The sequence below is a fragment of the Kitasatospora sp. NPDC093806 genome (assembly GCF_040683335.1).
Lineage (GTDB): Bacteria > Actinomycetota > Actinomycetes > Streptomycetales > Streptomycetaceae > Kitasatospora.
On the sequence record NZ_JBFBDO010000063.1, the window covers coordinates 13,211 to 32,674 of the forward strand.

The following is a 19,464-nucleotide window of genomic DNA, read 5'->3' on the forward strand; positions in this document are numbered from 1 at the left end:
AATTCGCGCGTGTGCGCAACGTTTTGGCTGCTGACGGCATCTAAGGGGTATGGAATCGAACCTCCCTCCGATTTGGAACGCGTCCGACAGCGATGAGCCTCGCCCTGCTCGGAAGTCGGCGCTGCGGCTGGCCGGCCACGGTGCGACCTTCCTGGGCGTCAGTGTGGTGTCCGGGGTGCTGCTGGCGGGTCTCGCGCTGCCCGCCGCCGGGGGGATCGGGCTGACCGCGAAGGACACGGCGGAGGGGTTCGACGAGATTCCGGACGACTTCAAGACGCCGCCGCTCACCCAGGCCACCCAGATCTACGACGCCAAGGGCGGGCTGATCGCCAAGGTCTACGAGCGCGACCGCACCGTCATAGCCGTCGACCAGATGTCGCCGTTCATGCGGCAGGCGCAGGTGGACATCGAGGACGCCCGGTTCTACGAGCACGGCGCCGTCGACCTCAAGGGCGTGCTCCGCGCGATCAGCAAGAACGCGGAGAGCGGCACGACCTCCCAGGGCGCGTCGACGCTGACCCAGCAGTACGTGAAGAACGTCAACGTGGAGAAGGCCGGCGACGACAAGGCGGCCGTCCAGGAGGCGCAGCGCAAGACCCTGGGCCGCAAGATCCAGGAGCTGAAGGTCGCGATCAAGCTGGAGGAGGACCTGACCAAGGACCAGATCCTCACCAACTACCTGAACATCACCTACTTCGGCAACGCCGCCTACGGCGTGGAGGCCGCCTCCCAGCGCTACTTCAGCAAGAGCAACAAGGACCTCACCGTCGCCGAGGCCGCCACCCTGGCCGGCCTGGTGCAGAACCCCTCGCAGTACGACCCGAAGCTGCACCCGCAGGCCGCGCAGAACCGCCGCGACGTGGTGATCGACAAGATGGTCGAGAACAAGCACATCACCGAGGAGCAGGGGAAGGAGGCCAAGGCCGCCCCGCTGGGTCTGAAGTTCAGCCCCGCGCGCAGCGGCTGCATCACCGCCGAGGCGGGCATGGGCTTCTTCTGCGACTACGTGCGGCACGTGGTCAAGCAGGACCCGATCTTCGGGAAGAGCGCCGCCGACCGGAAGAAGTTCTGGGACCAGGGCGGCCTGAACATCCACACCACCCTCGACCCGGACAAGCAGGCCGCCGCGCAGAACGCGGTGAGCTCCAACGTCCGGGTCACCGACAGCGTCTCGGCGGCCGCCACCATGATCGAGCCGGGCACCGGCAAGATCCTCGCGATGGCGCAGACCCGCCCGTACGGCCTGGAGACGGCGAAGAACCAGACCGTCGTCAACCTGAACGTGGACGCGGTGATGGGCGGCGGCAACGGCTTCCAGCCCGGCTCGACCTTCAAGCCGGTGGTCGTGGCCGCCGCCCTGGAGGCGGGCCTGTCGACGACCCAGGAGTACTCGTCCCCGAACAAGCTCGAGTACCCGACGATGAAGACCTGCGAAGGCACCTGGAAGAACGACGCCCGGCCGAAGGCGGTGGTGCCCAACGAGTCGGCGAACGAGAAGGGCCCGTACCAGCTGAAGGAGGCGATGGCCCTCTCGGTCAACACCTACTTCGTGCAGATGGAGCAGGAGATCGGCCTCTGCTCGGTCAAGCAGATGGCCAACAAGCTCGGCATCACCGCCAAGGCGAGCGGCAAGCCGCTGGAGGAGGTCCCCGCGATGGGCCTCGGCGTCGAGGAGGTCAGCCCGCTGAGCATGGCGAACGTCTACGCGACCTTCGCCGCCCAGGGCACCTACTGCGCCCCGCTCGCCGTCGCGAAGATCACCACCCTGGACGGCAAGGACGTCCCCGCGCCGGCCGGGCACTGCGAGAAGGTGTTCTCCGAGGACACCGCCCGGGCGCTGAACACGATCCTGAACGGTGTGACCGAGAGCGGCGGCACCGGCTCGGCGCTCAGCCTGGAGGGCGACCGGCAGATCGCCGGCAAGACCGGCACCAGCGACAAGAAGCGGGCGGCCTGGTTCAGCGGCTACACCCCGCAGCTCGCCACCTCGGTCTGGCTCGGCGGCCCGGCCGGCGGCGTCGAGATGCGCAACATCGTCATCAACGGCAAGCGCCGCGACGAGGTGTTCGGCGCCGACGGCCCCGGCCCGATCTGGCGGGACGCCATGAACCAGGCCCTGCGCGGCACGCCCAAGAAGTCCCTGCCGATGGCGGACATCCCCGACCCGGTCCGCAAGCCCGACCCGGGCCCCAGCGGCACCGGCACGGGCAGCGCCTCGGGCTCGCCGAGCAACCAGCCGAGCAACAACCCGCGGAACAACACCCCGCGCGGCACCGACAAGCCGAACCCCGACAAGCCGAACTCTGACAAGCCCAACGCCGACAAGCCCAACGCGGACAAGCCCAACGGCGACAAGCCGAACGCCGACCAGCAGGGCGGCGCCCAGCGGAACACCGACCGGCCGGACGCCACCGCGCCGAGCGCGCAGGGCTGAGCCCCCGGCAGCACCGGCCCGCCGGCTTGTCCCGGCCCGGCCCTGACCCTGACGGTCACGGCCGGGCCGGGACGGCTCCGCGGTTGGGGGCGGCGGGGATGACAAGGGGGGTGCCGGTCTCGGGGTCGGGGATGATCCGGCAGGGGAGGCGGTAGACGTCCTCGACCAGCTCGGCGGTCAGGATGGCGGACGGGTCGCCGGCCGCCACGATCCGGCCGTCCCGCATGACGACGAGGTGGGTCGCGTAGCGGGCGGCCTGGTTGAGGTCGTGCAGGACGGCCACCAGGGTGCGGCCCTGCTCGCGGTGGAGCCGGTCGCAGAGGTCGAGCACCTCGATCTGGTGGCTGATGTCGAGGTAGGTGGTGGGCTCGTCGAGGAGCAGCAGCGGGGTCTGCTGGGCGAGCGCCATGGCGATCCAGACGCGCTGGCGCTGGCCGCCGGAGAGCTCGTCGACCGGGCGGTCGGCGAGTTCGGCGACACCGGTCGCGGCCATCGACTCCTCGGTGATCCGCTCGTCCTCGCGCGACCACTGGCGCAGCAGCCCCTGGTGCGGGTAGCGGCCGCGGGCGACCAGGTCGGCGACGGTGATGCCCTCGGGGGCCACCGAGGACTGGGGGAGCAGCCCCAGGGTGCGGGCGACCTGACGGGCGGGGAGGCCGGCGATGTCCTGGCCGTCGAGGAGGACCGCGCCCGCGGCCGGCTTGAGCACCCGGGCGAGGGCGCGCAGCAGGGTGGACTTGCCGCAGGCGTTGGGGCCGATGACCACGGTGAACGAGTGGTCGGGGATGGCGATGTCGAGGTGTTCGGCGATGGTCCGCCGGTCGTAGCCGAGGGTCAGGCCGCGGCCGGTGAGGCGGGCGGTGGCAGGGGTGCCCTGCTGTGTGGAGGTCACGTCGTCGTTTCTTCCGTGGGGACGCGGGGAGGTGGGCACGGGGCGCCGGCTCACAGCCGGCCGGCCCGGCGCTGGGTGGCGAGCAGCCAGACCAGGTAGCCGCCGCCGAGCACGCCGGTCACCACGCCGACGGGCAGCTGGCGTTCACCGAAGGCGTGCTGGGCGGCGAGGTCGGCGGCGACCAGCAGGGCGGCGCCCATGGCGACCGAGGCGAGCAGGTTCGGCCCGGGGGAGCGGGTGAGCCGGCGGGCGAGCTGCGGCGCGGTGAGCGCGACGAAGGAGACCGGTCCGGCGGCCGCGGCCGCGACCGAGGCGAGCAGCACGGCGGCGGCCAGCAGGGTCAGCCGGATCCGCGCCACCGGCACGCCGAGCCCGAGGGCCGTGTCGTCCCCCATCTCCAGCATCCGCAGCCCGGGCCCGCAGGCGAGCAGGACGACGGGCAGCAGCACGGCGAGCAGGACGAGCAGCGGCAGGGCGTCGTCCCAGCCGCGCCCGTCGAGGCTGCCGGTGAGCCAGAGCAGGGCGCGGGCGGCCTCCATCAGCTTGACCCGGGTGAGCAGGTAGCCGTTGACGCCGGTGAGCACGGCGGCGACGCCGATGCCGACCAGGACCAGCCGGGGCCCGGCGACGCCGCCGCGGTGGGCGAGGGCCCAGATCAGCGCCCCGGCGCCGACCCCGCCGACGACCGCGCCGCCCGCCAGCGCCAGGCTGCCCGCGCCGGCCGTGACGGCGAGCAGGGCGCCGGTCGCCGCACCCTGGGTGAGGCCGAGGATGTCGGGGCTGCCCAGCGGGTTGCGGACCAGGGCTTGGAGGACGGCGCCGGACAGGGCGAGCGCGCCGCCGGTGAGCAGCGCGGTCGCCACCCGGGGCAGGCGCAGCTCGTTGACGATGAAGTCGGCCGCCGGGTCGCCGCCGCCGGTGAGGGCGCGGATCACCTCGTCCGGACCGAGCGGGTAGTCGCCGCTGCCGAGGGTGACCACGGCGAGGGCGAGGGCGGTGAGCACGCAGGCGGTGACGGCCAGCACGGCCCGGGGCCGGTAGCGGACGGAGAGGCCGCCGGGGGTGCGCAGGGTGCGGGACGCGTGCAGCGCATGGGTGGTCCGGGTGGTCAGGGTGGTCATGCCAGGGCCGCCTTCCGGTGGGTGCCCCGACGGATGACGAGGAGGAGGAAGAAGACGCCGCCGAGCACCGAGGTGACGATGCCGACCTGGAGTTCGCCGGGCCGGCCGAGCACCCGGCCGAGCACGTCCGAGCCGAGCAGCAGCAGCGGCGCGAGGACCGCGCAGTACGGCAGCATCCACCGCAGGTCGGGCCCGGTGAGGGCGCGCACCAGGTGCGGCACCGTCAGGCCGACGAAGACGATCGGCCCGCAGGCGGCGGTGGCGGCCCCGCACAGCAGGGTGACGGTGACGATCGCGGCGGCCCGGATCCGGGCCGGCCGGGCGCCGAGCGCGAGGGCCGAATCGTCGCCCATGGCCAGTGCGTTGAGCGGGCGGGCGAGGACGAGCGCGAGTGCGGTGCCGGCCAGCACGAACGGCGTCACGGCGGCGACGGTGCCGGGTGTGGCGGCGGCCAGCGAGCCGACCGTCCAGAACCGCATCCGGTCCAGCGAGGCCGAGTCGAGCAGCATCACGGCGCTGACGTAGGAGTAGAGCGCGGCGTTCAGCGCGGCCCCGGCCAGCGCCAGCCGGGCCGGGGTGGCCTGCCGGCCGCCGCCGACCGCGTACACCAGGACGGCGACGACGGCGGCGCCGGCCAGGCCGAACCACACGTAGCCGGTGAACCCGCCGACGCCGAGGAAGGCGATCGAGGTGGCGATGGCGGCGGAGGCGCCCGCGTTGATGCCCAGCAGGCCCGGGTCGGCGAGCGGGTTGCGGGTGACGGCCTGCATGACGGCGCCGGCCACCCCGAGGGCGGTGCCGGCGAGCAGGCCCAGCAGGGTGCGTGGCAGCCGCATCCGGTTGACCACGGTGTAGGCGGGCGAATCGGGGTCGGTGAGCCCGTGCCAGACCTCGGCGGGGGAGAGCGCCTTGGCGCCGACGGCGATGCTGAGCACCAGGACGGCGGCCAGCAGGCCGACCGCGCCGAGGAGTCCGAGGGCGCGGGCGCGGTTGCCGGTCCGCCCGGGTGGGCCCGCTGGGCCGGCGGGCGGGCCCGGGCGGGGTGGGACGTCGTGCATGGTGGGGAGGCTCCGGGGACCGGGGACGAATGGCTATGGTTAGGCTAACCTAAGGTTGATCACGGGTCGTCGGCAGTGCCGAACCCTGCGCCACCGTCTCCACCGCTCCACCGTCACCACCGCTCCACCGTTTTCACCGCTCGACCATCACCACTATCTCCACCATCACCACCGTCTCCACCGAACAAAGGCACCGCCATGCCCATCGCCGGTTCCCCGCGGCCCACCCGTCGCACCCTGCTCGCCGCCGCCGGCGTCACCGGCCTCGGCGCCGCCCTCGCCGCCTGCGGCAGCGGGTCCAAGGACGCCAAGGATGCCAAGGGCGCCGACGGCCAGGGCGCCGCCGCCGACGGCAAGGCCTGGTCCTTCACCGACGACCGCAAGAAGACCGTCACCGCGAAGAGCACCCCCCGCCGGATCGTCGCCTTCACCGGCACCGCCGCCGCCCTCCACGACTTCGGCCTCGGCCCGCAGCTCGTCGGCGTCTTCGGCGAGACCAAGCTCCCCGACGGCAAGCCCGACCCGGCCGCCGGCAACCTCGACGTCGACAAGGTCACCATCGTCGGCAACGCCTGGGGCGAGTTCGGCATCGAGAAGTACGCGGGCCTGCGCCCCGACCTGCTGGTCACCCACATGTACGACCCGGACGCCCTCTGGTACGTCCCGGACGAGAGCAAGGACAAGATCCTCGCGCTCGCCCCCAGCGTCGCCGTCACCACCGCCCGGGTGCCGCTGCCCGAGCCCATCAAGCGCTACGCCGACCTGGCCGCCTCGCTCGGCGCCGACCTGAACGCCAAGCAGGTCACCGACGCCAAGGCCCGCTTCGAGGCGGCGGCCGAGACGCTGCGTCAGGCGGCGAAGGCGGCCGGTGGACTCAAGGTCATGGCCGCCTCGGGCAGCGCCGACCTGTTCTACGTGTCCAACCCGGCGCTCAGCACCGACCTGATGTACTTCCGCGACCTGGGCATCGACTTCGTCGTCCCGGACACGCTCGACCCCACCGGCTACTACGAGGGCCTGAGCTGGGAGAACGCCGGCAAGTACAAGGCCGACCTGATCCTGCTCGACAACCGGACCACCGCCCTGCAGCCCGCCGACCTCGCGGCCAAGCCCGCCTGGTCCGCGCTGCCCGCCGTCAAGGCCGGCCAGATCACCCCGTGGGACGCCGTGCCCCGGTTCTCCTGGCTGGGCGCGGCCCCGCTGCTGGAGAACCTCGCCAAGACCGTCCAGAACGCCAAGAAGCTCGGATGAGCACCGCCGACGAGGCCGCTGCCACCGCTGCTGCCGCCGCCGTCGCCGAACAGTTCGGCTTCTTCGCCGCCGAGGTGGTCGGCAGCCGGCGCCTCGGCCCGACCCTGGTCCGGGTCACCCTCGGCGGCGCCGGACTCACCGGCTTCGCGAGCGGCGGACGGGACCAGAGCTTCTCGCTCTTCCTCCCGCACCCCGGCCAGGACGCGCCGGTCATCCCGGTCGAGGCGGGCCTCGGCTGGTTCGCCGAGTGGCGCGCCCTCGACGAGTCCGTCCGCGCCGTCATGCGCTCCTACACCGTCCGCGCCCAGCGCCAACTCCCGGACGGGCGCACCGAACTGGACGTCGACTTCGCCCTGCACGGCGACACCGGCCCGGCCTCCCGCTGGGCGGCCCGGGCCGAACCGGGCGACCGGGTGGTACTGCTCGGCCCGGCCGTCGCCGACAACCGCAGCGTCGGCTTCCGGCCCCCGGCCGGGACCCGCACCGTCCTGCTCGCCGCCGACGAGACGGCCCTGCCCGCCGCGGCCGCGATCCTGGAGTGGCTGCCGGCCGACGTCACCGTGCACGCCTTCCTCCGGGTCCCGCACCCCGAGGACGTCCAGGAACTGACCAGCCGCGCCACCGTCGAGGCCCACTGGCTGACCGGCCCCGACGACCTCCTCACCGCAGTCCGCGACGCCCGACTCCCCGACCCGGCCCACCTCTACGCCTGGCTCGCCGGCGAGGCGGGCACCGTCCGGTCGCTGCGCCGCCACCTGATCGGCGACCGCGGCATCGACCGCCGCCGGATCGAATTCTCCGGCTACTGGCGCCGCGGCGCCTCCGAAGAAGACCTCCGCGCCGAAGCCCTCGCGGCCCACGAGGCGTCGGGCGAGTAGCCGAATGCCCCCGTCGGTGCGACCTTGGGTTCCAACGGTCGTCGCAACACCCCAGCTGAGGGGATGCGATGGACTTCGAGGTTCGTGAGGATCGGAAGCCACAGGGGCCCAGGAAGCTCCGTGCCGAGCGGGAGGAATGCTTCCGGCTCGTGCAATAGGGCTGCAGCGGTAAAGAAGCGTCCCGGCTCGTGGGCGTTCACCCGCGCACCGGACGCGAGTGGCGCAACGGCCACACGGACCCGAAAAGGTTCAGGGCGCCCGCTCGACCCGAGCGGGCGCCCTCGGCCGCGTCCGGCGAGTCCCGGTACCTGCGTGAGGACGAGCGGATCCACATCGCCGACCGGCTGCGGGAGAAGGCGACCGTCCGCGCGATCGCCGGCGAGCTGGGCCGCAGCCCGTCCATGATCGGCCGGGAGATCCGGCGCAACCGCCATCCGGCCAGCGGCCGTTACCGGCCCCACGCCGCCCAGGCCCGGGCCGATGCCCGTCGGCCCCGGCCGAAGACGGGGAAGATCGCCGAGAACCCGGAGCTGCGGGACTTCATCCAGGACCGCCTGGATCGGAGGTGGAGTCCGGAGCAGATCTGCCAGGCTCTGCGGACACCTTTCCCGAGTGGCCGGACATGCACGTGGCCCACGAGACCGTCTACCAGCTCCTCTACATCCAGCGCCGGGGTGAACTGCGCCGCGAGCTCGCGGCGGCCCTGCGCACCGGACGCGCGCGCCGCAGGCCGCACCGCGAGGCCGCCTGCTGGCAGCCGCGGTTCGCCGCCCCGATGGTCGTGATCAGCGAACGCCCGGCCGAGGTCGAGGGCCGGGCGGTTCCCGGGCACTGGGAGGGTGACCTGATCATCGGCAAGGACGGCGCCTCGGCGATCGGCACCCTGGTGGAGCGGGCCACCCGCTACGTGATGCTCCTGCACCTGCCGAACGGCCGTGCCGCCGAGCATGGGCGTGACGCCCTGGTGGAGACCGTCCAGACCCTGCCCGGCCACGTGGTGCGGTCGCTGACCTGGGACCAGGGCGCCGAGATGGCGCCCACGCCTCCTGCACCGTTGCCACAGGTGTCCCGGTCTACTTCTGCGACCCGGCCGGCCCCTGGCAGCGCGGCTCGAACGAGAACACGAACGGCCTGCTGCGGCAGTACTTCCCAAGGGCACCGACCTCTCGGCCCACAGTCCAGAGCACCTGACCGCCGTCGCCGTCGAACTCAACGGCCGCCCACGCAAAAGGCTCGGCTGGGAAACCCCAGCCGAGCGCCTGCATAAACTCATCGCGGCCTGATCAAACCAACCACGTGTTGCAACGGCCCCGAGAAACCGCCTACGAAGGAGGCGGGGTCGAAACAACGAATCAGACGTCACCGAACTGGCCGTCGCGAACGGCGGTGACGAAGGCTTGCCAGCCGTTCGGCGTGAAGGTCAGCTTCGGGCCGTCGGGGTCCTTGGAGTCCCGCACACGGCCCGGGTTGGCGTCGTCAACCTCGATGCAGGTCCCGCCATCGTTGTTGCTATAGGTGCTCTTTCGCCACATGGCCTGCACGGCTGTACTCCTTCAAGATGCTTCTGATCATCGCCTGCGAGTGCCGGGGCGACAGGGCAAGAGCCTTGAGATAATCGTAGGCCTCACGGCGTGTCGCAACGCGGTCCGGTTCGTCGATGACCACACCGTCCCGGGCGCCTTCCGCCCAGGCCGTGGTGGCGCCGTCCGGAAGGGTGTAGAGGGTGAGCGACCCTCCCATCTCCTGATGTGCCCCCGCGCTGAATGGGAGCACCTGAATGGTGATGAAGGAGCGGCGCTCAGTCGCGAGGCTCATGAGCTGGTAGCGCATCACCCGATCCGTGCCAACCGGCCTGCGGAGCACCGCCTCGTCAAGGACGTACCAACAGCGCGGCGGAGAAGCAGAGCCCAGACGGGCCTGTCGACCCAGCCGTGCCGCGACGAGTTCGTCTATCTCTTGCTGCGTGGCGTGCGGGTGCCCGGCCCGCAGGGAGCACCGCGCGAAGGCCGGCGTCTGAAGCAGGCCCGGGACATTCGCGCAGGCGTACTCCTCGATGATGGACGAGTCGGCCTCCAGCTCGATTGCTCGGCGGTATCGGCCGGGGAACTTCTCCTTCCGGGCCAGGCTGTAGATCCTGCCGAACCGGCCGTCTGTGTTGAACGCGGCGTCGAGCTTGGCGGGCAAGTCGGGGGGCGGCATGGACTCTGCTCGTTCGATCCGGCCGAGGTGCCCCTTGGAGATCTTCACGATCTCGGCCAAGCGCTCCAGCGGCATTGTGCCCGCCCGCTTGCGATGTTCCCGCATCTCCCAGCCGAACTGATCACGAGCGGACTTGTCGGGGTCCAGCTCGTTGGGCGCGAACACCACGTAGGCCTCCGTGTGTCCAGTTGAGACGCGACACATGGCGCCATGTGTCCAGTTGGGATGTGACACATGGCCACCCTTCACAGGGTACCTGCCGAAGCGCAACGCTGTATGCACAGTCAGTGAGAGTGCGGAGCGCTAGAGCCGGTGCGGAGATGTGGTTATGACGTTCATTCAGCACGAGCCCGAGAACGACCCGGGTATCGACTACCAGCAGCGGACCTTCCGAGCGTGCACGTGCGGGACCGACTGCAAGCCGGATGCCCATGTCACGATCACGCAGCCGTACCTCGACGGCGAGCCGAGGAAGTCGCTCGCCGCCCCGCTCAAGGACCCCCACCGTCCGGACGTCGGCAGGTTGACGCTCGACACCCTGACCGGTCGGTTGGGTGTGCTGATGGACAAGGGCAAGGGCAACGCCGTGTTCCTCCGCCAAGAGGGGGGCGGGTACGAGTGGGAGACGGACCGTCGGTTCATCCACGGTACTCCCCGCCGTCGATAACCCCTATGCCCCCGCACCACTGGGCGCCTCCAGTGGTGCGGGCTCGGCCCCGTCCGAAGGACGCCCCCCGTCGTCACCGGACGGGGCCACCAAAACACCCGGCGCGCGATCGAGGGTGCGCAGCGCCGGGCAGCTCCGGGCGTCGGGCCCGTGAGCCCCGCCCCCGCCAACCTCCCAGGCGGGGGCGGGCCCCAGGTCACCCACCCCAAACGGTCCCCCTCAATCGGCCGCTCGGAGGTGGGCTCCAGCCGCCGACCACTTTGAAGGGTCGGACGGATGCACAACCCCGGCCCGGTGACGGGAATGGACGGACCCGGACGACCGGGGCGAGGTCGCTTCACAAGATCGGCCCCGAGGCTGGCCACCAGGTTGAGTACCCGGCCCGGGGCAGAATGACAACAACTCCACCACCCGGAAGAGTTGTTGACGGATCCGAGCACCACCGATGCGAGGAGGATGTATGGACACGACGACTCCGCCGTGGGGTACGACCCGGATGGCGCCGTTCGCGGCCACCGCCGTCGTCCCGGAGTACGCGCCCGTGATCGACCCGGACACGCAGGTTGCCGTCTGGATCGACGACCAGGGCCGCACCGTTGAGATGGGCGGGCACGGCACCAGCACCAGCGGCGTCACGCCCACCAGCACCACCCCCGACGGTCAGCCGGGCAGCCCGAGCGACGTCGACAGCACCGAGTCCTACGACCAGGACCAGAGCAGCGACTGATGACCGATCAACGCAGGTCGGTGCTGGTACTGACCAACCCCGGTGACGCGACAGCCGATGTGGTCCTGCGCATCCTCGCTGACCGTCGCGTCCCGGTGGTCCGAATTGATCCCGGCACCGACCTGCACACGGGTGCCTCGCTGACCGCCACGTACCGTACGGGCGACCAGCGGGGCACCCTGCGCACGTCAAGCCGAGAGCTTGACCTCACACGCGTACGCTCCGTCTGGGTGCGCAGGGCCTCGGCCTACGACGGTCCACCCGACCTCCAGGGACAAGAGCAGAAGTTTGCGGCACAGCAGACGGCTTGGGGCTTCGGTGGCGTGTTGGCCTCGCTCCCCGGGGCGCACTACGTCAATCACCCATGGCTCAATCGGGCGGCCGAGTTCAAGCCGGTCCAGTTGGCCACCGCGCAACGGTGCGGGCTCCGAGTGCCCAACACGCTGATCACCAACGATCCGGCCGTCGCGTCGGAGTTCGCCACCCTCCAAGTCGGCGGCGCCGTCTACAAGCCACTGTGGAACTCGCCCTACACGGTGAACGGTGAGCCGCACGCCGTGTGGGTGCGCGAGGTGTGCGGATACGAGATCACCGATGCCGTCGCGGCCTGCCCGCATCTGTTCCAGGCCAAGGTGCCTAAGGTATGCGACGCCCGGGTCACGGCAGTTGGCGACCAGCTGTTCGGCGTCCGGATCGACAGCCCCGACCTTGACTGGCGTCGCCGGCAGGACCAGATGGCCTGCGATCCGATCGAGGTGCCCGGCGCGGTCGGAGAGGCTGTCACCGCGTACCTTGCCGAGTTCGGCCTGGTGTTCGGCGCGCTCGACTTCGCTGTGACCGCCGACGGAACTTGGTACTTCCTTGAGTGCAACCCCAACGGGCAATGGGCTTGGCAGCCTTCGGCAGTCACCGACGCGATTGCCCATGCCCTCGCCGACCAGCTAGAGAAAGGTCCTGACACGTGAGCACATCGGCCGAACTCCGCGCCGCCCTGACGGAAAGGCTCACCACCGACGGCATCCTCACCGATCGGGAGTGGACGACCGCTGCCCGTGCCGTTCCTCGGGAACTGTTCGTCGGCTCGTTCTTCGCCCCCGTGGCGGGAAGCATGCCGACCAGCTACCGGCCCCTCCGCGAGGGTGAGTCCGGATGGCTGGACGAAATCTATGACGACCAGACGTTGGTCACCCAGCTCGACGGCCGCATCCGGCCCGACGACGTGTCTGGCGAGGCCGTGACCGGCTCCCCGTCGTCGTCGTCAACCCTGCCGTCACTGGTACTCCGCATGTGGCACCAGCTCGGTACCGAGGCAGGGCACCGTGTGCTCGAAATCGGCACGGGAACCGGCTACTCGACCGCCCTCGGCGCGCACCGGCTGGGGGACGCCAACCTCACCAGCATCGAGTACGACCCGGAGATTGCCGAACGGGCCGCCACCGCCATCAAGGCGGCCGGATACGCGCCTCGACTGATCACCGGTGACGGCCTCCGAGGCGACCCGAACAGGGGCAGTTACGACCGGCTCATCGCCACGTGTTCCGTGCGGTACATCCCGCTGCCGTGGCTCCATCAGGTCAAGGCCGGTGGCCAAATCCTGGTCACCTTGTCCGGGTGGAGCTATGTGAACGCCCTTGCGCTGCTTACCGTGACCGCCCCCGGAGAGGCGAGCGGCCATTTCCTCCACGACCAGGCCAGTTTCATGATCGCCCGACCCCACGACCGGCCGCCCCTTCCCGTACTCGACCTGTTGCCCGGCGAGGAACGCCCGACCCAGATCAGCCCCGCAGTACTGGACAACTGGGTAGGCGGGTGGGTGGCCCAGCTCGCCGCACCCTCGGCCGTCCGCATGGGCGCGGGGGATCGACAGATCCTCTGGGACGTAGCCACCGGGTCGCAGGCGCGCACCGAGCCCGATGCCGACGGCGGGTGGACCGTGACGCAGCGCGGACCCGTCCGCCTGTGGGACCGGGTCGAGCGGGCCCTTCAGCACTGGCAGGGTGCTGGCGAGCCCAGCCACGACGAATTCGGTATCACCGTGTCGGCCGCCGCTCAGCGGGTGTGGATCGGCGCCGAGGACGGCCCCGGCTGGGACCTGCCGATCTGATCTACGAGCCCACCCCCGGGATCGTGATTAGGCCGTTACGGTCATCCCCAATCCCCCAATGATGGCGCCCCGCCCCCCATGTCGTCTCGCGAGCCCCCACTCTCGGAGTACCCGGCGATGACCGCCGCCGGTGTGCAGCGCGTCATCTCCGCCCCGCACGCCGTCTGGTCCTGGCGTGCGGTCGGGCCGGTCGTCAGAAGATCGGCGGCCGACCCAGCTGCGCCATCCGGCGCACCGTGCTCCACCGCATCGGCCGCCGGGGCGGGCACGGCACCCGAACGCCCTCGAAGAAACCGCCCCACCAGGCCTTCAGACCCTCCATCGGAGGGCGGCGCAGCAGGGTGTAGGCGATCCATGAGGTGAGGTACACCGGCACCAGCGGGGCGGGCAGGTGGCGTTTGGCGAGCCAGACGCGGTTGCGGGCGGTCATCCGGTAGTAGGCGGCGTGGCGGGCGGGGTCGGTGCGGGGGTGTTGGAGGACCAGGTCGGCCCGGTAGTCGATGCCCCAGCCGGCGTCGAGGGTGCGCCAGGCGAAGTCGGTCTCCTCGTGGGCGTAGAAGAACTTCGCGGGGAACAGGCCGACTTGGTCGATCACGCTCATCCGGATGGCGTGGCCGCCGCCGAGGAAGGTGGTGACCGGGCCGGACTGCATCGGGTCGCTGGCGCCGAGGCGGGGCACGTGGCGGCGCTGGGTGAACCCGGTCTCGTCGGCGATCCGGAAGGACACGATGCCGAGGTCCGGGTCCTGCTCGAACGCCTCGCGGATCAGCCGGAAGGTGTCGGCCCGGGGCAGCAGGCCGTCGTCGTCCAGGACCACCAGCACGTCGGTGCCGCCGGTCTCGCGCAGTCGTTCGACGCCGGCGTTCCGACCGCCCGGGATGCCGAGGTTCTCCGGCAGCTCGACCGCGTCCACCCAGTCGGGAAGCTCGGGCAGCCCGACGCCCTGGCCGAGCACGACGGTCCGCACCCCGCTGTCGCCGCCCTCCTGGGCTCGCACCGAGTCCAAGAGGGCGCGCAGCTCCGCCGGCCGGTTGCCCATCGTCAGCACCACCACGCCAAGCGTGACGCCCATCGAACCGACTCCACTTCCAGGGGGATCTCATGACCGCAGTGACATCTTGGCCCGAGCCGGGTCGGACGCTACGAGAGTTGGCCGAGGCCAGGCGGCTTCGGGGCCCACGAGGTGATGGACCGGCCGGCACTGGACTGGCTCGCCCGTAACCAGCCCATCGGTGCAGATGTCCAGGCCAACCTGCCACAACGCCCCGCCCTGCGGGTGCCGGATGCCTCATGGCTCGCCGGCGAGGCGGGCACGGTCCGCGCGCTGCGCCGCCACCGGATCGAGTTATCCGGCTACTGGCGCCGCGGCGCCTCCGAGGAAGACCTCCGCGCCGAAGCCCTCACCACCCATGAGGCGGCGGACGCGGCCGAGTAGCCGACCGCCCCGGTCGGTGTCACGGGACCGACCGGGGCGGGGTTCGATTCAGGGCAGGGCGGGACCGACTAGGACGGGAACGGCCAGGTGGGGCACCACGGCCAGACGATCTGGCCCGGGATCGGCGGGCCCCACGGCGGACAGGACGGCAGCGGGTTGGGGGTGGGCGGCACGGAGGTCCACAGGACCTTGCCGTTCAGCTCGACGGCGATGGCGCCCTCGTTGTAGATCGTCAGCTCGGCGCCCCACTTGCCGCCCGTCTGGCTGTTCCACAGCGGCCGGTTGTCGGCCGAGTAGACGACGAGGTTGCCGTCGCCCTGCATGGCCAGGGCGTTGCCGTCCGGCATGGCGCCGGGGGCCACCCAGATCGCCTTGCCGTCGCGGTAGAGCACGACGTTGCCGTCGCCCTGCATGGCCAGCATGACCCGGCCGTCCGGCGAGTACCAGGCCTGGTTGCGCAGGAGGGCGTTGTTCCCCGGGATGCGGGTGGGGGCGGACAGCGCCGCCGCCGTGGCGGCGGGCGCCTCGGCGACGGGGGCCGGGGCCGCCGCCGGGGACGGGGTGGCGTGGGCGGTGCCGGTGGCGAGGGCGGCGAACCCGATCGCGGCGACGGCCGCCAGGGCGGCGGCCCGGGTGCGGAGACTGGTCATGGCGGTGGTGGGATCCTTTCGGACGTCGGGGGCGCGCTGGTCGGCCCTGCGCGCCGGGCGCCCACGCTATGGCCGCCGGCGTGCGAGGTGGCGGCAGATCCACCGGCAGCTTCCCGGCACCCGCGCCCGCCCCCGCCGTTCCGTCACCCGTTGCCGAAAGTGCCCCGGGAACCGGCGGGGTTGGCGCAGGAGTCGCAGAGCACCCGCGAGTACACCGCCGCCGGACCGCGGATCACCGACTCGACGCCCCCGTGCAGGGACTGCGTCCCGGCCGGCCCGCCGCACAGGTGGCAGAGGCGCCGGGCCTGCGCCTTGGTGTAGCAGTCCCAGCAGGCGAGCCGGTCCGGGGTCTCCGCCAGGACGACGGTCGGCTGCGGAGCGGTCAGGTGGTCGCAGTACCGCAGCGTGCCGTCCGCCTCGGCCCGGAGCATCACGTCCCGGGTCTCCCGGAACCACGGCGCGGCCTGCTCCGGCGTGATCTGCACCGGGACGGGGCGCCCCGCCTCGATGAGCAGGCGCTCGGCGTGCCGACCGGCGGCCAGGATCTGGTCGTCGGTCGCGGTGTCGGAGGGATCCTCGTTCATGGCATGCACTTCCTTCGTGCGAACTCGGCTCTCGGGCAGACGCTGCCCCGAGTCTCCAACTGCCCGACCCACCCATGACGTTACGGCTCCGCATGGAGAGGTTTGGGTCAGACCCAGGACGCCTCCGCCCTCGCCGTGCCCGGGCGGACCACGAAGACGCCGGAACCGGGAGGGGTTTCGACGGACTCGGCCCGGAGCTGCTCGATGTCGACGGTCGACGGCCACCGGGTGCCGTCCGGGGTCCAGTGCACGCCGGTGAGGTCGACACCGGTGAGGTCGATGTCGGTCAGGTCGGCGTCGGTGAAGTCATCGAGCGTGCCGTCCAGGAAGATTGTGCAGAGGTCCGGCACCGAGCCCTGGCCGCTGAGGGTGCCCGCCGTCATGTCCAGCATTGAGGCAAGGGTGGTGGAGAGGACGGCAGAGAGAGCGGTCAGGTGGGAGAGGCCCTCGCGAATCTCCTCATCAGGGTTGAGCGTGACGCTCGCGACCTCGGAGAGACTGACGATGAGCCGCCGAAGCCTGAGAACCTGCTCGGAGCTCGCCTCGTGGCGATCGCTGATGTTGAGAACGAGGTCAAGGGCCAGGCGCAGGGTGGATTGCAGGGCGAGACTGCGGATTCCCCTGATCCTTGAGTGATGTTCCGCCATTTGCAGGTATTCGAGCAGATCCTCGGTGCGACCATAGAGCTGCGGCACGCGAATGCCCCGACGCTTGGCCACGCGCAGTTGGTGACTCAGATCCCGCACCCGGGACTGGGTATAGTCGATGGCTGCCCGGTTGGTGAGGAGCAGGGCGACATCGAGCGAGATCTCGGTGGCCTGGAGGAGGATGACGTCGCGGACTCCTCGGACGATCGCAGGGTTCCGGCGCAGCCGCAGGCGCTGCTGGGGCCTGAGAGACCCGGCAGGCTGGCGGAGTACCTGCGGCTCGCCCTGCGGAGTCGAGGGCTTGGCTTCCGGGCGGATGGCGGCTAGGCCGGCTTCGAGGTCGAGCGTGTGGCCGAGGTCGGTGACCAGCTCCTGGTGCCGGGCGAAGATCCGGATGTCGCGCAGACCGGCTCCGAGATCGAGGGTGTCAGCCAAATCCTCGACAAGAACGGCGTGTTGGGTGGCCAGCCAGTGGTCCTCGGGGGTGGTCATGCGTCCTCCCCTCGGGAGGCGAGGTGGGCGGCGACCGCCCGTCGGGCCTTCATCAGGTTGGCGCGGACGGTGGCCGGGTCGATGCCCAGTTCCTCGGCGATCTCGGCGGGCCGGTAGCCGTCCACGCTCCAGGCGAGGACCTGGCGTTGGCGTGGGGGCAGGGTCCCGAGGAGGTCGAGCAGCTCGTGTCTGCTCTCCAACTCGGCGAGGTCGTCGGGGTGGGCGAGCAGCGGGCCGGACTCCTCGGGGACGTCACCCACCGGATCCTCCAGCACCCGGCTGAAGTGGCGGACCAGTTCGCGGGAGGCGACCCGGCGGGCCCATGCCTCGTGGGAGCGGATCCGCCACCAGTCGTGGTACGCCTTGACCATCGTCTCCTGGGCGATGTCGGCGGCGAGACTGCCCGGTGCCCCTTGCCACATCAGGAAGCCGACCAGCCGGGGCATGAAGCGGCGGTAGAAGCCGTCGAACCCCTCGGCGGGGGAGGGCGGCCTGGTGGTGGCGATGACCGGCTCGTCCGTGTAGGAGAAGGCCGTCGGTTCGTTGATGCTCACCGGCTACCGCGCGGGAGGGTGATCGTCACGGTGCTGCCTTCGGGTAGCGAGCGGAGCAGGGCCTCCAGGGCCTGCCGGTGGGCGAGTTCCTGCCGTAGCTCCCAGCGCAGGCGCAGGTACTGGCAGGCCGCGGCGGTGACCTGGGCCGCCACCGTGGTGGAGGCCGTGATCACCGCCGAAGCGCCGAGCGGATCCATGCCGCTCCTCCTTCCGAACGGCCCGCCCGGTGCGGACCCTTCGAAGGTTAGAGGCGAGGAGAAGGGCGCGCGTGAACCGCGAAACGGGAGGAGCGGTCAGCGAACCGAGATCAGCGCCGGCGAGGGGCCGTCCGGGCGGACGGTGATGCTGTACGCGGACCCCTTCGGTGTGTCGAGGTAGTTCACTGCGTAGGCGGGGAGCAGGAGTTCGAGCAGGGCGACCGACTCGCGCAGGGCGAACTGGATGCCCAGGCAGGCGCGGGCGCCGAGGCCGAAGGGGAGGTAGGCGCCGAGGTGGGTGGGGCGGGTGCCGGTGGTGGTGAAGCGGGTGGGGTCGAAGCGTTCGGGGTCGGGCCAGAGGTCGGGGTCGCGGTGGGTGAGGTAGGGGCAGACGAGGAGGTCGGTGCCGGCCTCGATGTGGTGGCCGGCGAGGGTGTCCGCGGTGAGCGCGTGCCGGGGGAGGATCCAGGCGGACGGGTAGAGCCGCAGGGTCTCGCTGACCAGCGCCTGGAGTGCCTCGCGTCGTTCGGGGGAGCCGTCGGGGCCGGCCGCGAGGGCCCAGTCGCGGGCCTCGGGGTTGGCGTTGAGGAGGAGGAAGAGCCAGGTGAGGGTGGTGGCGGTGGTCTCGTGGCCGGCGAACAGCAGGGTGACGAGCTCGTCCCGGATCAACCGGTCGGTGTACTCGGGGTGTTGTTCGGCGGCGTCGAGGAGGACGCGCAGCACGCCGGAGCCGTCGGGGCCGTCCTCGCGGCGGCGGGCGGTGGCGATGGCGGCGTGCGCGACGGCGTCGATCCGGGCGACGTCCTGGGCGACGGCGGCGGGGGCCGGGTCGCCGTCGGGGAGCTGGGGGAGGTTGGCGACCACGACGGGGATGCGGTCGAGCTCGGTCTCGGTGGCGGTGTCGAGGGGGTGGCCGGTGAGGGCGCGCCAGATGGTGTCGAGGGCGAAGTGGCGCATCTCGTCGCCGACGTCGAAGCGTTCGCCGGTGCGCGCGTACCCGGCCCAGCGGTCGGCGGTGCGGTGGGCGGCGGCGGCGATCCGGGCCTCGTACCGGCGCATGCCGGGGCCGGTGAACTGGGCCTGGAGCATGCGGCGTTGGTTCTTCCAGGCCTCGCCGGTGGCGGACAGTACGCCCTCGCCGGCGATCACCCGGGCGCGGTGCGAGCGCTTGACGTAGCGGTCGGGGTGGCGGGCGAGGACGTGCTGGGCGGCCTCGGGGTCGGTGACCAGGACGGTGGGGCGCGGGCCGATCCGGAACGCGGCGACGCCGCCGACCCGCTGCCGGGTGCGGGCGAGCAGGTCGATGAGCTGGGCCTCCTCGGCGCGCCACTCCTCGACCGCCTCGGCGGGCAGTTCGGGGATCGGGGAGGGGATCGGGGAGGGGGTCGGGGAAGGGGCCGGGGAAGCGGTCGGCGAGGGGATCGGGGAAGGGGTGGTGGTCACGGCGGTACCTCCTCGGGCGGCGGCGGACGCGGGTATCGACGGACGCGGGTCCTGGCCGACTCTACGTCAGCTCGCAACCCCGTGGTGACCGGCCGACTGCACCTGGTGACCCGGTGCCCGGAAACGGCGGC

19 protein-coding genes and 2 pseudogenes are annotated in these 19,464 nt (G+C 71.7%); 9 read left to right on the plus strand and 12 right to left on the minus strand.

Going from position 1 to position 19,464, the window contains the following annotated elements:
* Positions 1–175 precede the first annotated feature (175 nt).
* Positions 176–2,434 (plus strand): transglycosylase domain-containing protein, encoded by a 2,259-nt coding sequence (locus tag AB0N76_RS25765; RefSeq protein WP_363560778.1) that lies wholly within the window; start codon positions 176–178, stop codon positions 2,432–2,434.
* A 55-nt stretch (positions 2,435–2,489) separates the two neighbouring features.
* Here AB0N76_RS25765 and AB0N76_RS25770 read toward each other — a convergent pair whose 3' ends face one another.
* From AB0N76_RS25770 to AB0N76_RS25780, 3 genes are read right to left on the minus strand one after another with little or no spacing between them, the layout of a single operon-like run.
* Complete coding sequence (locus tag AB0N76_RS25770; protein WP_363560780.1) at positions 2,490–3,326, minus strand: ABC transporter ATP-binding protein; 837 nt, start codon at positions 3,324–3,326, stop codon at positions 2,490–2,492.
* Between the two features lie 50 nt (positions 3,327–3,376).
* The gene (locus AB0N76_RS25775) at positions 3,377–4,447 is read right to left on the minus strand and encodes an iron chelate uptake ABC transporter family permease subunit (protein WP_363560782.1); all 1,071 of its coding nucleotides are present in this window, start codon (positions 4,445–4,447) and stop codon (positions 3,377–3,379) included.
* The gene (locus AB0N76_RS25780) at positions 4,444–5,505 is read right to left on the minus strand and encodes an iron chelate uptake ABC transporter family permease subunit (protein ID WP_363560784.1); all 1,062 of its coding nucleotides are present in this window, start codon (positions 5,503–5,505) and stop codon (positions 4,444–4,446) included. The genes AB0N76_RS25775 and AB0N76_RS25780 overlap by 4 nt, the downstream gene beginning before the upstream one ends.
* 198 nt (positions 5,506–5,703) lie before the next feature.
* Between AB0N76_RS25780 and AB0N76_RS25785 the strand changes: the two genes are divergently transcribed.
* The 3 genes and pseudogenes from AB0N76_RS25785 to AB0N76_RS25795 all read left to right on the plus strand — a co-directional run bounded on the left by AB0N76_RS25785 (position 5,704) and on the right by AB0N76_RS25795 (position 8,917).
* Positions 5,704–6,756 (plus strand): ABC transporter substrate-binding protein, encoded by a 1,053-nt coding sequence (locus AB0N76_RS25785; protein ID WP_363560786.1) that lies wholly within the window; start codon positions 5,704–5,706, stop codon positions 6,754–6,756.
* Positions 6,753–7,634 carry a siderophore-interacting protein gene (locus AB0N76_RS25790; protein WP_363560788.1) on the plus strand — a complete coding sequence of 294 codons (882 nt, stop codon included), beginning with the start codon at positions 6,753–6,755 and terminating at the stop codon, positions 7,632–7,634. The genes AB0N76_RS25785 and AB0N76_RS25790 overlap by 4 nt, the downstream gene beginning before the upstream one ends.
* A gap of 188 nt (positions 7,635–7,822) precedes the next feature.
* Positions 7,823–8,917 (plus strand): annotated as a pseudogene (locus AB0N76_RS25795) (IS30 family transposase).
* Between the two features lie 69 nt (positions 8,918–8,986).
* Here AB0N76_RS25795 and AB0N76_RS25800 read toward each other — a convergent pair.
* Positions 8,987–9,166, minus strand: a complete 180-nt coding sequence (locus tag AB0N76_RS25800) for a DUF397 domain-containing protein (protein ID WP_363560824.1) — start codon at positions 9,164–9,166, stop codon at positions 8,987–8,989.
* Positions 9,144–10,001 carry a helix-turn-helix transcriptional regulator gene (locus tag AB0N76_RS25805; protein ID WP_363560790.1) on the minus strand — a complete coding sequence of 286 codons (858 nt, stop codon included), beginning with the start codon at positions 9,999–10,001 and terminating at the stop codon, positions 9,144–9,146. Before AB0N76_RS25805 ends, AB0N76_RS25800 begins: the two co-directional genes overlap by 23 nt.
* 160 nt (positions 10,002–10,161) lie before the next feature.
* Between AB0N76_RS25805 and AB0N76_RS25810 the strand changes: the two genes are divergently transcribed.
* The 4 genes from AB0N76_RS25810 (at position 10,162) to tgmC (ending at position 13,331) form a co-directional block, all read left to right on the plus strand.
* Positions 10,162–10,500, plus strand: coding sequence for a hypothetical protein (locus AB0N76_RS25810; RefSeq protein ID WP_363560791.1), 339 nt, complete (start codon positions 10,162–10,164; stop codon positions 10,498–10,500).
* A 460-nt stretch (positions 10,501–10,960) separates the two neighbouring features.
* Entirely contained in the window at positions 10,961–11,227 is a 267-nt protein-coding gene (gene tgmA, locus AB0N76_RS25815) for a putative ATP-grasp-modified RiPP (RefSeq protein WP_363560792.1), read from the plus strand.
* Positions 11,227–12,192 carry an ATP-grasp ribosomal peptide maturase gene (gene tgmB / locus AB0N76_RS25820; RefSeq protein WP_363560794.1) on the plus strand — a complete coding sequence of 322 codons (966 nt, stop codon included), beginning with the start codon at positions 11,227–11,229 and terminating at the stop codon, positions 12,190–12,192. Before tgmA ends, tgmB begins: the two co-directional genes overlap by 1 nt.
* The gene (gene tgmC / locus AB0N76_RS25825) at positions 12,189–13,331 is read left to right on the plus strand and encodes an ATP-grasp peptide maturase system methyltransferase (protein ID WP_363560796.1); all 1,143 of its coding nucleotides are present in this window, start codon (positions 12,189–12,191) and stop codon (positions 13,329–13,331) included. The genes tgmB and tgmC overlap by 4 nt, the downstream gene beginning before the upstream one ends.
* 193 nt (positions 13,332–13,524) lie before the next feature.
* On the opposite strand, the gene AB0N76_RS25830 is transcribed toward tgmC, so the two are convergent.
* Positions 13,525–14,403, minus strand: a complete 879-nt coding sequence (locus tag AB0N76_RS25830) for a glycosyltransferase family 2 protein (protein ID WP_363560798.1) — start codon at positions 14,401–14,403, stop codon at positions 13,525–13,527.
* Positions 14,404–14,619: 216 nt separating this feature from the next.
* Here AB0N76_RS25830 and AB0N76_RS25835 point away from each other — a divergent pair.
* A pseudogene (locus AB0N76_RS25835) lies at positions 14,620–14,766 on the plus strand (siderophore-interacting protein); the annotation flags it as partial.
* A 68-nt stretch (positions 14,767–14,834) separates the two neighbouring features.
* On the opposite strand, the gene AB0N76_RS25840 reads toward AB0N76_RS25835, so the two are convergent.
* The 6 genes from AB0N76_RS25840 to AB0N76_RS25865 form a co-directional block, all read right to left on the minus strand.
* Positions 14,835–15,416, minus strand: coding sequence for a hypothetical protein (locus AB0N76_RS25840; protein ID WP_363560800.1), 582 nt, complete (start codon positions 15,414–15,416; stop codon positions 14,835–14,837).
* Positions 15,417–15,559: 143 nt separating this feature from the next.
* A complete protein-coding gene (locus tag AB0N76_RS25845) occupies positions 15,560–16,000 on the minus strand; it encodes a hypothetical protein (RefSeq protein WP_363560802.1) in 441 nt (146 codons plus the stop codon).
* A 107-nt stretch (positions 16,001–16,107) separates the two neighbouring features.
* Positions 16,108–17,139, minus strand: coding sequence for a hypothetical protein (locus AB0N76_RS25850; protein ID WP_363560804.1), 1,032 nt, complete (start codon positions 17,137–17,139; stop codon positions 16,108–16,110).
* A complete protein-coding gene (locus AB0N76_RS25855; protein ID WP_363560806.1) occupies positions 17,136–17,693 on the minus strand; it encodes a sigma-70 family RNA polymerase sigma factor in 558 nt (185 codons plus the stop codon). Before AB0N76_RS25855 ends, AB0N76_RS25850 begins: the two co-directional genes overlap by 4 nt.
* Positions 17,690–17,890, minus strand: coding sequence for a hypothetical protein (locus tag AB0N76_RS25860; RefSeq protein WP_363560808.1), 201 nt, complete (start codon positions 17,888–17,890; stop codon positions 17,690–17,692). Before AB0N76_RS25860 ends, AB0N76_RS25855 begins: the two co-directional genes overlap by 4 nt.
* A 96-nt stretch (positions 17,891–17,986) precedes the next feature.
* The gene (locus AB0N76_RS25865; RefSeq protein WP_363560810.1) at positions 17,987–19,333 is read right to left on the minus strand and encodes a cytochrome P450; all 1,347 of its coding nucleotides are present in this window, start codon (positions 19,331–19,333) and stop codon (positions 17,987–17,989) included.
* Positions 19,334–19,464: the final 131 nt, after the last annotated feature.